The sequence below is a fragment of the Rhizobium aureum genome (genome assembly GCF_030182495.1).
Taxonomy (GTDB): Bacteria; Pseudomonadota; Alphaproteobacteria; order Rhizobiales; family Rhizobiaceae; genus Rhizobium; species Rhizobium tropici_C.
On sequence record NZ_JAQJCI010000005.1, the window covers coordinates 14,907 to 30,560 of the forward strand.

Below are 15,654 nucleotides of genomic sequence, written 5' to 3' on the forward strand. Positions count from 1 at the left end.
GGCATCTCCCATTAATTGGTCTTCAAAAGTTCGCGCGCGACGATGAGTTTCTGAACTTCCGTCGCACCTTCATAGATGCGAAGCGCGCGGATCTCCCGATAGAGTTTTTCCGTTATCTCGCCCGATTTCACGCCACGTCCGCCAAAGAGCTGAACGGCGCGGTCGATGACGCTTTGCGCGGTTTCCGTCGCCGTCATCTTGGCCATGGCGGCTTCGCGCGTCGTCGGCAAGCGCTGCACGTCACGACGCCAGGCCGCCCGGTAGGTGAGCAGTGCCGCCGCGTCGATGCCGGTCGCCATATCGCCGAGGGCGGCCTGCGTCAACTGAAGGTCGGCAAGGGCTGCGCCGAACATCGGACGTGAGCGTGCATGGGTAAGCGATTCATCGAGCGCGCGGCGGGCAAAGCCGAGGCCGGCAGCGGCGACCGAGGCGCGAAAGATATCCAGCGTGCGCATGGCGATCTTGAAACCTTCGCCTGACGCGCCGAGGCGGCGGGAAGCGGGAATGCGGCAATTATCGAAACGGATCGTCGCCAGCGGATGCGGCGCAATGACCTCGATGCGCTCGGCAATCGAGAAACCGGGATCGTCGGCAAAGACGACGAAGGCCGAGATGCCGCGGGTTCCCGGCGCTTCGCCGGTGCGCGCGAAGACGGTGTAGATATCGGCAATGCCGCCATTGGAAATCCAGGTCTTCTCGCCGTCGAGAATATAGTGATCGCCATCGGAGCGGGCAGCGCAGCTCATCGCGGCGACATCGGAGCCGGCGTCCTTTTCCGACAGCGCAAAGGCGGCGAGCCATTCGCCGGAGCGCACCTTGGGCAGAACGGCTGAACGCAATTCGAGCGAACCGGAGAGGCCGATGGCGCCCGTGCCGAGCCCCTGCATGGCAAAGGCGAAATCGGCAAGGCCGTCATGCCAGGCCAGCGTTTCACGGGCGAGGCAGACCATGCGGGAATCGATCAGCGGTTCGTTGTCGGAAGACCCAGCGGCGGCGGTCAAAAGCCCGGCTTCGCCCAGCGCCTTGACCAGCTTTCGGCATGTGCCGTCGACATCGGCATGATCGATCGAAGCCATGACGCCGGATTTCGCGAAGGCGTCGACTTCGGCGGCGAAACGGTGGTGGCGGTCTTCGAAGAAGGGCCAATCCAGATGATCGCGGGTCGGGCCGGCGAGGCTGCTTGCCGTGGACATCTCCTCAATCCCCCTGGAATTCCGGCTGCCGCTTGGCGGCGAAAGCCTCGAAGGCGCGGCGGAAATCCTGCGTCGCCATGCAGATCGCCTGCGCCTGCGCTTCGGATTCGATCATTTCATCGATGCCCATCGCCCATTCCTGGTTCAGCATGGTCTTGGTCATGCCGTGGGCGAACCACGGACCGTCGGCCAGTGAGCGGGCGAGCTTGAGCGCTTCGCTTTCAAGCTCGGCACTGGCGTGCAAACCATTATAGAAGCCCCAGGCCTGTCCTTCCGCCGCTGTCATCGATCGGCCGGTAAAGAGAAGCTCGGCGGCGCGGCCCTGGCCGATGATGCGGGGAAGGATGCCACAAGCGCCCATATCGGCACCGGCAAGGCCGACACGGGTGAAGAGGAAGGCAGTCTTTGCCTCGGACGTCGCGAGCCTTAGATCGGAGGCCATGGCGAGGATGGCGCCGGCGCCGGCGCAGATGCCATCGACTGCCGAGATGATCGGCTGAGGGCATTTGCGCATCGCCTTGACGAGATCGCCGGTCATGCGCGTGAAGGCCAGAAGCTCGGGCATCGCCATGCGCGTCAGCGGCTCGATGATCTCGAAGACATCGCCACCGGAGGAGAAATTGCCACCCGCGCCAGTCAGAACGATGGCGCGGATATCGGAGGCATAGGCGAGATCGCGGAACAGATCGCGCAGCTCTGCATAGCTGTCGAAGGTCAGCGGATTCTTACGTTCCGGGCGGTTCAGGCGGATGGTGGCGACGCGGCCGTCTTCGCTGACATCCCAGAGGAAATGCTCAGGCTTATAATCCTTGAAAGGTCTCAGATGTCCCTTCATCGTCATGTCCTGATCGCTCATTCCTCAAATCTCCCCACCGGCAACCGCGATTGCCTGTCCATTGATCGATGCCGCAGCCGGCGAGGCCAGCCAGAGCACGGTGTCGGCAACTTCTTCCGGCTTGATCAGCCGTCCTTGCGGATTGGATTTCGTGAATTCGCCGAGTGCCTGTTCGGCCGTGCGCCCGGTCTTGGCGACGATCGTCTCGATCGAGCGCTGGATGATCGGCGTATCGGTGAAACCGGGGCAGACGGCGTTGACGGTGATGCCGGTTTTCGCCAGTTCCAGCGCCAGCGAGCGGGTGAGGCCGACGACGCCATGCTTGGCGGCGACGTAGGCCGAGACGTAGCCATAGCCCTTCAGGCCGGCCGTCGAGGCGATATTGATGATGCGCGCGCCGGAGCCGTGGGCTTTCAGGTCGGGAAGGGCAGCCTGCGTCACCACGAAAACGCCTGTGAGGTCGACCGAGAGGACGTGGTTCCAGGCCTCAAGGCTTGTCTTCTCGAAGGGCGCGCTCGGCGCTTCCCCGGCATTGTTGACGAGGATATCGACGGGGCCGAATGTTTCGCGTGCCTTGGCAAGGCCTTGGGCAACGGCGTCTGTGCTGGTGACATCGAAGCCATCGACCACGAATGCCTGGGCGCCGATTTCGGCGGCAACCGCTTCCAGCGGCTCGCGGCGGCGACCGGCTAGGCTGACGCGTGCGCCCTCGGCGGCGAGCGCCTTGGCGATCGCGGCACCGATGCCGCTGCCGGCCCCGGTGACGAGGGCGTGACGGCCGGCGAGTTTGCCCGAAGTCGTCATTTCATCCTCACTTCGCTGGAGCGGTTGTGGCCGCACGGGCGAGGTTGGTTTCATACTGCGTCTTGCCGGAAAGATATTGCTTTGGCCAGGGAATGGAAGTCAGACCGATCTTGGCGGCTTCATGCAGCGACCAGGCCGGATCGGCCAGATGCGGGCGGGCGATGGCGCAGAGATCGGCGCGACCGGCGGCGATGATCGAATTGGCGTGGTCGGCCTCGGAGATCGCGCCAACGGCAATCGTCGGGATGCCGATCTCGTTGCGGATCTTGTCGGAGAACGGCGTCTGGAACAGGCGGCCGTAGACGGGCTTTTCCTGTTTCGAGACCTGGCCTGAGGAGCAGTCGATCAGGTCGGCGCCGGCTTCCTTGAACATGCGCGCGAAGATCGCCGCATCTTCCGGCGTGTTGCCGCCATCGGTCCAATCATGGCAGGAGAGGCGAACCGAGATCGGCTTGTCCGCCGGCCAGATGGCGCGCATCGCTCGAAAGATTTCAAGAGGGTAGCGAGCGCGGTTCTCATGGCTGCCGCCATACTCGTCGTCGCGCAGATTGGTCAGCGGCGACAGGAAGCTCGACAGCAGATAGCCGTGGGCGCAATGCAGTTCCAGCCAGTCGGCCCCGGTCTCGATCGCGAGTTCCGTCGAGCGGATGAAATCGGCCTTGACGCGCTCCATGTCAGCGCGATCCATGGCCTTCGGCACCTGGCTGTTCTTGAGGTAGGGGACTGATGATGCCGAAATCAGCGACCATTCGCCTTCGGAGAGCGGCTGGTCGATGCCTTCCCAGGCAAGCTTCGTCGCGCCCTTGCGGCCGGCATGGCCGAGCTGTATGCCGACTTTGGCGGCGCTGTTCGTGTGAACGAAGTCGACGAGGCGCTTCCATTGCGCGACCTGCTCCTCGTTCCAAAGGCCAAGACAGCCGGGAGTGATGCGGGCGTCCGGTGTGACGCAGGTCATTTCCGCGAAGATCAGCCCTGCGCCTCCAAGCGCGCGAGAGCCGAGATGGACGATGTGGAAATCGTTCATCACGCCATCTTCGGCCGAGTACATCGCCATCGGAGACATGACGATGCGGTTGACGAGCTGGACATCGCGCAGCCGGTAGGGCGTGAACATCGGCGGCAGGCAGCGATCGTTGCCGACATCGAGGCCGGATTTTTCGGCGAACCAGCGCTCATAGCCTTCGAGCCAGGTCTTGTCGCGCAGCCGCAGATTTTCATGGCTGATGCGCTGCGAGCGGGTCAACATCGAATACATGAATTGCGGCGCTTCGAGCGTATCGGCATAGCGGCGCCCAACGACCTCGAACCATTCCATCGCGTTGCGGGCGGCATTCTGGATGCGGGCGACATCGACGCGGCGGATTTCCTCGTAGGTTTCGAGGACGGCCGGTATCTTGTCTTTCTCATGCCCGTGGATCTGAAATTGCCGCGTCAGCTCGATGGCGTCATCGATGGCAAGCTTGGTGCCGGAGCCGATGGCGAAATGGGCGGTGTGGGCGGCATCGCCCATCAGCACGACATGGGAATTGCCGTTGAAATGGCTCCACTTGCCGCAGATCAAGCGGTTGAAGTTCAACCATGCCGAGCCGCGGATGTGGCGGGCATTGGTCATCAGCGAAGCGCCGTCGAGCACTTCGGAGAACAGGTTTTCGCAGAAGGCGATGGAGCCGTCCTGGTCCATCTTGTCGAGGCCGTGGGCAAGATAGGCCTCTTCCGTCGTCTCGACGATGAAGGTCGAAGTCTTGTCGTCGAACTTGTAGATATGCGCCTGGAACCAGCCGTGATCGGTGCGGCGGAAATCGAAGGTGAAGGCGTCGAAAAGCTTGTTGGTGCCGAGCCAGATATAGCGGTTCGGCCGGGTGATCATGTCAGGCCGGAAGACTTCCGGATAATGATTGCGGATCTTGGAATTGAGGCCGTCCGAGCCGATGACCAGATCGGCGTCCGGATAGTCGAGATCGGAATTGACCTCCGTTTCGAAGATCAGCTCGACTCCGAGCGCCTCGCAGCGGCGTTGCAGAATGTTCAAAAGCTTCTTACGGCCGATGCCGACAAAGCCGTGGCCAGACGTGCGCTGGCGGGTGCCCTTGAACAGGACTTCGATATCGTCCCAATGGTTGAAGGCATCCTCGATCTCGGCGGCACTTTCCGGATCCCATTCCCGCATCGATACCATGGTCGCGTCGGAGAAGACGACACCCCAGCCGAAGGTGTCATAGGGGCGGTTGCGCTCGACGACGCGGATGGAGTGCTCGGGATGGAGCTTCTTCATCAGAAGCGCGAAGTAAAGCCCTGCGGGGCCGCCGCCGATACAGACGATGCGCATCGCTTTCCCTCCTCGTTCGGCTGGAGCCGAGCTCAAAATAATTTAAGTTTAAAATATCTTGTTGGAGCCATTCGTCAAGGCTTTTCCTGCTCCGATATGCGGCCTGTAGGCACCCACAATAGCAGGAAAATCGAAAATAGCTCTTTCAAATCAATCGGAAATCAAAAATAGTTTAGGCTTAAAATTTCTTGCTTGAACATTGCAGCCTTCGGTGCGATCTTTTTTAGCAATGCCACATGCGTCGCGGGGAAACGGCCGTCGTGGCGATTGATCGATAAGAATGCGGGAGCAAGGCAATGCTGGGACCGACCGGTCATACCGATACATTCACGCGAGACAATCTGCCGCCTTTCGACGAATGGCCCGAGCTGCGGATGGAGGGTTTCGACTATCCGGAATGGCTGAATGCCGGCTTCGAACTCAGCGACCGTATGGTCGAAAAGGGTTTTGCCGATCACGTGGCCCTGATCGGCAACGGCCGCCGCCGCACCTACAAGGAACTGGCGGATTGGACCAATCGCATCGCCCATGCGCTTGTCGAGGATTTCGATGTGAAGCCGGGCAATCGCGTTCTTATCCGCTCCGGCAACAATCCTGCCATGATCGCCTGCTGGCTGGCGGTGACGAAGGTCGGCGCCGTCGCCGTCAATACCATGCCGATGCTGCGGGCGGGCGAACTTTCGAAGATCATCGACAAGGCGGAAATCTCGCTGGCGCTTTGCGATACCAGGCTGCTGGAGGAGCTCGTCTCGGTGGCCAAGGACAGCCATTTCCTGAAGCAGGTGATCGGCTTCGACGGTACCGCCAATCATGACGCCGAACTCGATCGGATCGCGCTCAACAAGCCCGTTCGCTTCGAACCGGTCAAAACCGGGCGGGATGATGTGGCGCTGCTCGGCTTCACCTCGGGCTCGACGGGTGTGCCGAAGGCGACGATGCATTTCCATCGCGATATCCTGATCATCGCCGACGCCTATGCCAAGGAAGTCCTGCAGGTGACGCCCGACGACGTCTTCATCGGCTCGCCGCCGATCGCCTTCACCTTCGGCCTCGGGGGTCTGGTCGTCTTTCCGCTGCGCTTCGGCGCATCGACGGCGCTATTGGAAAACGCTTCTCCGAAGAACATGGTCGAGATCATCCAGGAGTACGGCGCAACCATCAGCTTCACCGCACCGACGGCCTATCGCGCCATGCTGGCAGCGATGGAAGAGGGAGCGGATCTCTCCTCGCTTCGGGTCGCGGTTTCCGCCGGCGAGACGCTGCCGGAGCCGATCTTCGAGGAGTGGACGCGCAAGACCGGCAAGCCGATCCTTGATGGCATCGGCTCGACCGAGATGCTGCATATCTTCATCTCCAATCATCTCTCCGATGCCAGGCCGAACTGCACGGGCAAGCCGCTGAGAGGCTATGAGGCTCGCGTGGTCGATGACGAGATGAACGAGGTTCCGCGCGGCATGATCGGCAAACTCGTTGTTCGCGGACCGATCGGCTGCCGCTATCTCGCCGACCACAGACAGGCCGACTACGTGCGCGACGGCTGGAATGTGACCGGCGACAGTTTCATTCAGGATGAGGAAGGCTATTTCCATTTTGCGGCGCGTTCCGACGACATCATTCTTTCGGCCGGTTACAATATTGCCGGACCAGAAGTGGAGGCAGCGCTTCTTTCGCATGCCGACGTGCTTGAATGCGCTGTCATCGGCAAGCCGGACGAGGAGCGGGGCCATATCGTGCAGGCCCATGTCGTCCTGGCACCCGGTGTCACCGGCTCGGATCTGCTGGTCAAGACGCTGCAGGATCACGTCAAGGCCGTCATCGCGCCATACAAATATCCGCGCTCCATCGTCTTCGTCGAAGCCTTGCCGAAGACGGAATCCGGCAAGATACAGCGCTTCCGCCTGCGAAACTGAAGATACCGGTCAGGAGACGCCTCGCTTCATTTACCCGGATCCTTCGGGCTCCACAGCACGGTTTTGGCATCTTTTTCGTAAGCCATGCCTCTGGGATAGCTGATGGCCTCGAACTGGAGGCCCCACGGTGCCTGGAAATAAAGGATCGACTGGCCAGCTGCCGGACCGTCTGTGATTGAGAGCGGCCCCAGCCGGGTCGCAACGTTCCTGCTGTCCAAATAAGCCTTTGCTGCATCAATGTCGTCCACATAGAGCGAGATATGAAACGCGCCGATATCGCTGTTTTTCTGCTTGAGGTCTCGCTGATCGGGCGCGGAATATTCGAACAGTTCAATGTTCGATCCGAAACCGCATCGCACCTGGGTTATCTGCTTGATTTGAGCCTTGGGATCGACACCAAGCAGATCGGTCATGAATGTGCCCTTATCGTCGGCAAACGGGCCGAATGACATGATGACCTCGCAGCCGAGCACGTTCTCGAAGAAGTCGATTGCCTGCTTCATATCCGGTACCGTCAATCCCGTATGATCGTGACCACGAAGACCGGGCAGGCCCGCAGTCTTTGTTGCTGCTGAAACAGGATCCTTCATCGGGTTTTCCCTTTCCATATGTCGATGTTGTTGCAGTCTCGCTGGCGCCTGCGTCGCAAGCCCGAGCTTTGCGACCCGATCAGGCGACCTTCATGCGTCGGACCCTTCCATCAGGCTTTCGCGGCCGAGCCAGTGCGGGTCGACTTCCGGCAGGGGGATGGCGTCCAGCAGCATGCGGGTATAGGCGGAAGCGGGTGCGGTGAAGACGCGCTCGCAATCGCCTTCTTCTTCGACGCGACCGTTGCGCATGACGTAGACGCGGTCGCAGATGGCACGGATGACGGAGAGATCGTGGCTGATGAAGGCCATGGAGAGGCCGAGATCGCGCGAAAGCTCCTTCAGCAGATTGAGAACCTGTGCCTGGGTCGACACGTCGAGGCCGGAGACGATCTCGTCGGCGAGTACGAAATCCGGCTTCAGCAGAGCGGCGCGCGCGATGCCGATGCGCTGGCGCTGGCCACCCGAGAGTTCATGCGGATTGCGGTCGAGGCATGCCTGAGGCAGCGTCACCCGTTCGAGAATTGCGGCAACCTGCCGCTCGGCTTCTTTCCGGTCCGCAGCCAGCCGATGCAGCAGTAACGGCTCGGCGAGGATGCGGCGGATCGTGTGGCGCGGATTGAGCGAGGCCATCGGGTCCTGAAAGATCATCTGCATGCGGCGGCGTAGCGGCCGCATCTCTGAATCGGGCAGATGCGTGATGTCTCGGCCATCGAAATGAATGCTGCCTGCCGTCACATCGACCAGCCGCAGCAGTGCGCGGCCGAGGGTCGTCTTGCCCGAGCCGCTTTCGCCGACAATGCCGATGGTTTCGCCGCGGCGGATATCGATATCGACACCGTGCAGCACCTTGATGCCAAGGCCTGGTGGTCCGAAAAGATGCCGTTTGGCGCCATAGGTGACCTCGATGCCCCTGGCTGACACAAGATGATCGGAATTGCTCATCGACCGCCCTCCGAAATGCCGATTTCGCGGCGCAGTTGCTCGAAGACGGCCTGCGGAACCGGGGTCAACCCGGCATCCGGCCGGTCGTAGCGTGGGCCGGCCGATAGCAATGATTTCGTGTAGATGTGCTTGGGATGCGCCAGCACGTCGCTCGTGCGTCCCTGCTCGATGACCTTGCCGGCATAGAGCAGGGTCACGCTGTCGCAGATCTGGGCGACGACGCCGAGATCGTGGGTGACGAAGATGACGGCGGTGCCGTGCGCCTCCTGCAGGCCGCGGATCAGCCGCAGGATCTGCTTTTGCACGGTGACGTCGAGCGCGGTGGTCGGCTCGTCGGCGACCACCAGTTTCGGCTCCAGCGCGAAGGCGGCGGCGATCAGAATGCGCTGGCGCATACCGCCGGACAATTCGTGGGGATAGGCGCGCAATACACGCTCGGGATCGCGGATATGGACTTCTTCCAGCAGCTTCAGCGCGCGCCGCCGTGCATCGCCCGATGACATACCCCGTTTCAACCGCAAGCCATCGGTCAGCTGCGCTTCGATGCGCCGGCCGGGATTGAGGGCCGTCTGCGGGTCCTGCGGGATCAATGAGATCTCGCTGCCCATGATGTCTCGCAATTCCCTCGCGGAGAGAGCGAGAAGGTCGCGGTTCTCGAAGAGGATCGAGCCGCTTGTGATGCGGACGCTGCGCGGCAGGATGCCGAGCAGGGCCTTGGCAATGGTGGACTTTCCGGCACCGCTTTCGCCGACGAGTCCGCGCACTTCACCGCGTTCCAGCATTAGGGAAACATCGCGCAGGATCGGGGCGCCGCCGTCGCGATCGGATATGGCGCTGAGGCCGGTCATGGAGAGGAGTGGAGATGTCATCGACGCATTACCGGATCGAGGGCGCGGCGCAGGCCGTCACCGAGTTGATTGAAGGCAAGCACCGTCGCAAAGAGTGCGAGCAGCGGTACGACGAGCACCCACCAGCCTTGGTAGATCATTTGCCGCCCTTCGGCGATCATGCCGCCCCAGGTCGGCGTATCGGAGGAGACCGACAGGCCGACAAAGGACAGGATGGCTTCGACGATGACGGCTATGCCCATTTCCAGGCTGACGAGGGCGATCAGCACCGGCGTCACATTGGGCAGGATTTCGCTGAAGAGGATTCTGGCCCGCGAAAAGCCGATCGTGTGGGCGGCGGTCACATAATCCATCCGCGCCTGCGCCTGCGTTTCCGAGCGCACGACACGGCAGAAGCGCGTCCAGTCGATGATGGCGATGGCCGCGATGACCGAATGCACGCCGGAGCCGAAGACGGCGACGAGCAGGATCGATAGAAGCACAGGCGGGAAGGCCATCCAGATATCGACGAGGCGGGAGATCGCCTTGTCGACCCAGCCGCCATACCAGCCGGCGAGAAGGCCGAGCAGGGTGCCGATCAAGGCCGCGAGCCCAGCCGCGACGAAGGCGACCGTGAGTGCGATGCGTGTGCCGAAGATGGCGCGCGAGAGCACGTCGCGGCCGAGATCGTCGGTGCCGAGCAGGAAGCCCGGATCGGAACCCTCGATCCATGCCGGCGGCAGAGTGCCGGACATCAGATCCTGCTCGAGTGGATCCTTCGGTGCGATGTAAGGAGCGAAGATCGCAAGGATCAGGAGGATGAGAATGAAGCCGCCGCCGAAGATCACCTTCGGCTCGGAAAGCAGCGCGAGAATGCGTTTCGTCATTCTGGAAGGCGGGCGCGACATGGCGGGCGAGGTGACATCAGCCATGGGCGAGCCTCGGATTGAAGGCCGCGACCAGGAGATCGACTGCCAGATTGACGAGAATGAAGAGAGCGCCAAAAACCAGCACCAATCCCTGAATCAGCGGCAGGTCGCGATTGATGACGGCATCGATCGCCATATTGCCGATGCCGGGATAGGCGAAGATGCGCTCGACGATGACGGTGCCGCCGATCAGGAAAGTGAATTGCACGCCGGTCAGCGCGATCGTCGGGCCGACGGCATTGCGTAGCGCCTCCTGCAGCACCAGCCGCGGCTCGGACATGCCTTTGAGCTTGGCGAGCAGAATATAGTCCTGCACCATGGCCTCGGAGAGGGCGGCCTTCAACACGCGGGCGATGATGGCCGCCAGCGGCAGGCCGAGCGCCAGGACCGGCATGACCATATGGGCGCAGATGTCCGTGAAGATACCGAAGCGAAACGTTGCAAGGCTTTCAATGAGGTAGAAGGGGGTCGCGAATTGTGCGTCGATACTCGGATCGATGCGTCCGGAGAGTGGGAAAAGCGGAAAAAGAACGCCGAGGACAAGGACCAGCGCCAGCGCCCAGACAAAATCCGGAACAGCCAGGAAAAGGCCGTTCAGGCTGTCGATCACAGGTTCGAAAATCGTGCGGCGGACAAGCATGCCGATGATCGCGACCGCGCCGCCGAGAAGCACCGCTAGGACCAGCGCGGCAAAGGAAAGCTCCAGAGTTGCGGGGAGGCGCTCTCCCAACAGGGACAACACATCGCGTTTCAGGGAGATCGATGTTCCGAAATCGCCCGTCAGAACCGATTTCAGCCAGAGCCAGAATTGCATGGTCAGGCTTGCATCGAGCCCGTAATGGGCGCGCAGCGCGGCGATATCGGCGGGGCTTGCACCCGGCGAGATCATCATCGCGATCGGATCTCCTGGCACGACGCGCAGCAGGACGAAGACGATCACCGCCACTCCGAAGAGGGTGATCGCGGCCATGATCAGCCGGTTCAATATGGAGACTGCTATCATGCGTTTTGAGTTCCGATCGCATGTGCTGACTGTAACATGGAGAGTACAGGCCCCTCATCCGGCCTATCGGCCACCTCTCCCCGTTTTCACGGGAGAAGGGGATTGAAGCACCCACAGCCTTCCTTCCGAGCGTCTTTCCAGACGAGGGTACAAAGGTCGTCCCCTCTCCCCGTCAAAACGGGGAGAGGGCTAGGGTGAGGGGCAGCCACATACTCAAACCCGACGCATCAAGCCTTCGACACCAGCGTCGGCTGCAGGGCGCCGGAGACGTTCGGCGTGACCTTGAGGCTCGATTTATAGACGATCGGCTGGGCATATTGCAGCAGCGGGATCACATAGCCCTGTTCGGCGATGTATTTGATCGCCGCTTTCCAGCCGGCAATGCGCTTCGCCTCGTCCTTTTCCACCCAGAGCGGGCCCAGCATGTCGTCGACATCCTTGGTCTTCCAGGCCGAGTGCGGCGAGGGGCCGAACATGGCGAAGCCGGTCGAGGTCGTGGGATCGCCGATGGCGTTGCCCCAGTTGTAGAAGGCGGCCGGGCCGAGCTGGTGGGCGGCGCGCAGCTCGTAATGCTTGGCGATTTCGTAGACTTCGATATCAGCCTCGATTCCGACCTTGCGCCACATGCCGACGATCGCCTGGATCATCTCGTAATCCTTCGGCTTGAAGCCGCGGGTCGTCTTGATGGCGAATTTCACCGGCTTTTCCGGCGAATAGCCGCTGGCGGCGAGAAGCTTCTTGGCCTGTTCCGGATCATACGGGATTTCGACAGACGCGTCGTAGGCCTCATATTCCGGCGCTTCCAGCGTCGATAGCGGCTTGCCGTAGCCGCGCAGCAGCCGCTTGATGATCGCTTCCTTGTCGATCGCCATATTGGCGGCGAGGCGGACATTCTTGTCGAGCATCGGGTCGACATTGCTGATGAAGATCATGCCGATATCGGAGATCGGGGTGGCGACGCCCGCAAGACCGGACTTCTTCTTCAGCCGGTCGAAATCCTCATAGGGGATTTCCAGCGTCACGTCGGACGAACCGGATTCGATTTCGGCGACGCGGCTGGTCGTATCCGGCACGAACTTGAAGATGACGGTATCGAAGGCCGGCTTGCCGCCGAAATAGTTCGGGTTCGCCTTCAGGCGCAGATAGGAATTGCCTTCATAGGCATCGACCATATAGGGGCCGGTGCCGATCGGCTTCTTTTCGAAGCCCTGCGCGCCCACCTTGGTATAATAATCTTTCGGCAGGACATAGCCTGTCAGGAAGGCCATCCATTTGAAATAGGTCGGCTCGAAACGGACGACATCGCCGGTGATGCGGTTGCCTTCCACCTTGTAATTGTTCGCGGTCGACCAGATGAACTGGATCGGATTGCCGGTGTCCTGCTTGGCGGCGCGCTCCAGCGACCAGACGACATCATCCGGCGTGAACTTGGAGCCGTCGTGCCAGGTCACACCTTCGCGAACGTCCATCCAGACCTTGGTCTTGTCATCGTTCCAGCCCCAGGCCGTCAAAAGGCCCGGCTGGAACTTCAGGTCCGGTCCCTGGCCGATATACTGATCGAAGATCGAGCGATAGATCGCCTGGATCGTCGGATTAACGGCCGACGGGCCTGTCGTCGGATCGAAAGAGGGCAAATTGACGTTGAAAGCGATGGTCAGTGTGCCGGCTTCCGCTGCTTCCACAGGCGTTCTGCCGGCTAAAATCCCAGTCATGAATGCGGCTGCTCCGAGGCTCAGGGCCTCGCGCCGAGTAAGCGTTGTCATGGTCACTCCGTTCCCCTGTTAAGCGACAGAAAAGCATGACGCCCAACTGCCGCTGGCGATTTATTGTCGGAATGTTTTAATCTTAAAATACATATTTTGGAGCGGCAAGCGCTTTCTCTGGTGCTTCCGTAAAATCCCGGTCCGCAATTCTATTCGGCTTCACATGTCCGCATAATTTTATGCATACGCATATATCTGAGTGCAACGGAGATATTCGAGTCAACAATATCGACTGGCGACAGCGTATTGCTGCACGGCCGATATCGCAAAATGATGCGGCGGTATCGCATAAATGTTCGTTGACAGTTCAAGGAAGTTCAAAATATGATTTTGCAAATGATTTAAAACAAGCCCACAAGGGCAAAGGGGTAACGTCATGGCCGAGCGATCGTTTGCGCGCGAGGTCGAGGATCTGAAGCTCGGGGAAGGCGATATCTTCCGCGGCGAGGGTATTCTCGCGATCACCAAGGCACTTCTGCAGTCCGGTGTTTCCTATGTCGGAGGCTATCAGGGCTCGCCGATCTCCCATCTCATGGACGTGCTGGCAGACGCCAAGGACGTGATGCAGGATCTGGGCGTCCATTTCGAGACGTCGGCCTCGGAGGCTGCTGCTGCTGCCATGCTCTCCGCCTCCGTCATGTATCCGGTGCGCGGCGCCGTCACCTGGAAATCGACGGCGGGCACCAATGTCGCCTCCGATGCGCTTTCCAACCTGTCTTCGGGCGGGGTGACCGGCGGCGCGCTCATCATTATCGGCGAGGATTATGGCGAGGGTTCCTCGATCATGCAGGAGCGCAGCCATGCCTATGCGATGAAATCGCAAATGTGGCTGCTCAATCCGCGCCCGAACCTGCCGTCGATCGTGCAGGCGGTGGAAGAGGGCTTCGAGCTTTCGGAAGTGTCGAACACGCCGGTCATGCTTCAGGTCGGCATCCGCAGCTGTCATGTCCACGGCCAGTTCGTCGCCAAGGATAATAAGCGGCCGGCTTATACGCTGAGGCAGGCGCTGGAAAATCCGGTTCGCGACGTCAACCGTATAGTGCTGCCGCCCGCATCCTTCATGCATGAGAAGGAAAAGCTGGAGAAGCGCTGGCCGGCTGCTGTCGATTTCATCAGGAAGCGCCAGCTGAACGAGTATTTCGGCCCCTCGGAAGGCGATGTCGGCATTATCCTGCTTGGCGGCATGTATAATGGCGTGCTGCGCGCGCTGCAGCAGCTTGGACTTGCCGATGTCTACGGCAATTCCGCCGTGCCGCTTTATGTCTTGAATGTCGCCTATCCGCTTGTCGATGACCAGATCGCCGAATTCTGCGCTGGCAAGAAGGCCGTGTTGATGGTGGAAGAGGGCGCGCCCGAATATATCGAGCAGTCGCTGAATACCATCCTGCGCCGCCGCGATATCCAGACCAAGGTGGCTGGCAAGGACGTGCTGCCGATGGGCGGCGAATATACCGCGCCCGTATTGATGAAGGGCATCAAGAATTTCCTGGAGGTCCATCAACGCGTGCTGCTCGGCAACCAGCCGCCGCTGCCGGATCCGACGCCTGTTCTCAACGACCCGAAGATCAAGGCTCTAGCCGAAGTCGTGCCGCCACGCCCGCCCGGCTTCTGTATCGGCTGTCCGGAGCGGCCGATCTTCGCTGCCATGAAGATGGTGGAGAGCGAACTCGGCCAGCATCACATATCAGGCGATATCGGCTGCCACCTCTTCTCGATCCTGCCGCCCTTCAATATCGGCAGTACGACCATGGGCTATGGGCTCGGGCCGGCAGCCGCCTCGGCCTTCAATGTTGCGGCCGATAAGCGGGTAATCTCCGTCATGGGCGATGGCGGCTTCTGGCACAACGGGCTTGCGACGTCGGTCGGCAATGCCGTCTTCAACAAGCAGGACGGCGTCATCCTCGTTGTCGACAACTATTACTCGGCGGCGACCGGCGGGCAGGACATACCGTCTTCGCGCGCCCTCAATCCGCGCCGCAAGACCAACAATTCCATCGTCAATGCCGTCGAGGGTATCGGCGCGACCTGGGTGCGCCAGATCGACCGGACCTATGATGTCGCCAAGATGCGCGACACGCTGCGCGAGGCTCTGACCTCGAAGGAACCGGGGCCGAAGATCATCGTTGCTTCCTCAGAATGCATGCTCAACAAGCAGCGCCGCGTGAAGCCGCAGTTTGCCAAGGCTGTCAAGGACGGCAAGCGCATGGTCAAGGAGCGCTTCGGCGTGGACGAGGATGTCTGCACCGGCGATCACGCCTGCATCCGCCTTTCCGGCTGTCCTTCGTTGTCGGTCAAACTTACCGACGACCCGCTGAAGGACGATCCGGTGGCGGCGATCGACAATAATTGCGTGGGATGCGGTAATTGCGGCGAGGTCTCGGAGGCGGCGGTGCTCTGTCCCTCCTTCTATCGGGCCGACATCATCCATAACCCGACGGGTTGGGATCGCTTCGTTGCCCGCATGCGCTCCAGCATCATCGGCTGGCTGCAGGCGCGTCGCCGCGCCGGCCGCATCGTCTTTTCAGATTGAGA

The 15,654-nt window shown here is 61.0% G+C and carries 12 protein-coding genes; 2 read left to right on the forward strand and 10 right to left on the reverse strand.

Annotated elements, in window-relative coordinates:
- Window positions 1–11 precede the first annotated feature (11 nt).
- From PH552_RS14205 to PH552_RS14220, 4 genes are read right to left on the reverse strand one after another with little or no spacing between them, the layout of a single operon-like run.
- Complete coding sequence (locus tag PH552_RS14205; RefSeq protein ID WP_112340522.1) at window positions 12–1,193, reverse strand: acyl-CoA dehydrogenase family protein; 1,182 nt, start codon at window positions 1,191–1,193, stop codon at window positions 12–14.
- A gap of 4 nt (window positions 1,194–1,197) precedes the next feature.
- Window positions 1,198–2,049 carry an enoyl-CoA hydratase family protein gene (locus PH552_RS14210; RefSeq protein WP_112340521.1) on the reverse strand — a complete coding sequence of 284 codons (852 nt, stop codon included), beginning with the start codon at window positions 2,047–2,049 and terminating at the stop codon, window positions 1,198–1,200.
- Between the two features lie 3 nt (window positions 2,050–2,052).
- Window positions 2,053–2,832 (reverse strand): SDR family NAD(P)-dependent oxidoreductase, encoded by a 780-nt coding sequence (locus PH552_RS14215; protein WP_112340520.1) that lies wholly within the window; start codon window positions 2,830–2,832, stop codon window positions 2,053–2,055.
- A gap of 7 nt (window positions 2,833–2,839) precedes the next feature.
- Window positions 2,840–5,158 (reverse strand): bifunctional salicylyl-CoA 5-hydroxylase/oxidoreductase, encoded by a 2,319-nt coding sequence (locus PH552_RS14220; protein ID WP_183762784.1) that lies wholly within the window; start codon window positions 5,156–5,158, stop codon window positions 2,840–2,842.
- A 296-nt stretch (window positions 5,159–5,454) separates the two neighbouring features.
- Here PH552_RS14220 and PH552_RS14225 point away from each other — a divergent pair, with 296 nt between their 5' ends.
- Window positions 5,455–7,068 (forward strand): AMP-binding protein, encoded by a 1,614-nt coding sequence (locus tag PH552_RS14225; protein WP_183762787.1) that lies wholly within the window; start codon window positions 5,455–5,457, stop codon window positions 7,066–7,068.
- Between the two features lie 26 nt (window positions 7,069–7,094).
- Here the strand turns inward: PH552_RS14225 and PH552_RS14230 are convergent, their stop codons facing one another.
- The 6 genes from PH552_RS14230 to PH552_RS14255 all read right to left on the reverse strand — a co-directional run bounded on the left by PH552_RS14230 (window position 7,095) and on the right by PH552_RS14255 (window position 13,122).
- On the reverse strand, window positions 7,095–7,658 hold the full coding sequence (locus PH552_RS14230; protein WP_183762790.1) for a VOC family protein: 564 nt from the start codon (window positions 7,656–7,658) through the stop codon (window positions 7,095–7,097).
- 90 nt (window positions 7,659–7,748) lie between these two features.
- On the reverse strand, window positions 7,749–8,600 hold the full coding sequence (locus PH552_RS14235) for an ATP-binding cassette domain-containing protein (protein WP_183762793.1): 852 nt from the start codon (window positions 8,598–8,600) through the stop codon (window positions 7,749–7,751).
- A complete protein-coding gene (locus PH552_RS14240) occupies window positions 8,597–9,469 on the reverse strand; it encodes an ABC transporter ATP-binding protein (protein WP_183762796.1) in 873 nt (290 codons plus the stop codon). The genes PH552_RS14235 and PH552_RS14240 overlap by 4 nt, the downstream gene beginning before the upstream one ends.
- On the reverse strand, window positions 9,466–10,359 hold the full coding sequence (locus PH552_RS14245) for an ABC transporter permease (RefSeq protein ID WP_183762799.1): 894 nt from the start codon (window positions 10,357–10,359) through the stop codon (window positions 9,466–9,468). The genes PH552_RS14240 and PH552_RS14245 overlap by 4 nt, the downstream gene beginning before the upstream one ends.
- The gene (locus PH552_RS14250; protein ID WP_183762801.1) at window positions 10,352–11,359 is read right to left on the reverse strand and encodes an ABC transporter permease; all 1,008 of its coding nucleotides are present in this window, start codon (window positions 11,357–11,359) and stop codon (window positions 10,352–10,354) included. The genes PH552_RS14245 and PH552_RS14250 overlap by 8 nt, the downstream gene beginning before the upstream one ends.
- 227 nt (window positions 11,360–11,586) lie before the next feature.
- Window positions 11,587–13,122 carry an ABC transporter substrate-binding protein gene (locus PH552_RS14255; protein ID WP_145644533.1) on the reverse strand — a complete coding sequence of 512 codons (1,536 nt, stop codon included), beginning with the start codon at window positions 13,120–13,122 and terminating at the stop codon, window positions 11,587–11,589.
- Window positions 13,123–13,498: 376 nt separating this feature from the next.
- Between PH552_RS14255 and PH552_RS14260 the strand changes: the two genes are divergently transcribed.
- Window positions 13,499–15,652 (forward strand): thiamine pyrophosphate-dependent enzyme, encoded by a 2,154-nt coding sequence (locus tag PH552_RS14260; RefSeq protein ID WP_183762804.1) that lies wholly within the window; start codon window positions 13,499–13,501, stop codon window positions 15,650–15,652.
- Window positions 15,653–15,654: the final 2 nt, after the last annotated feature.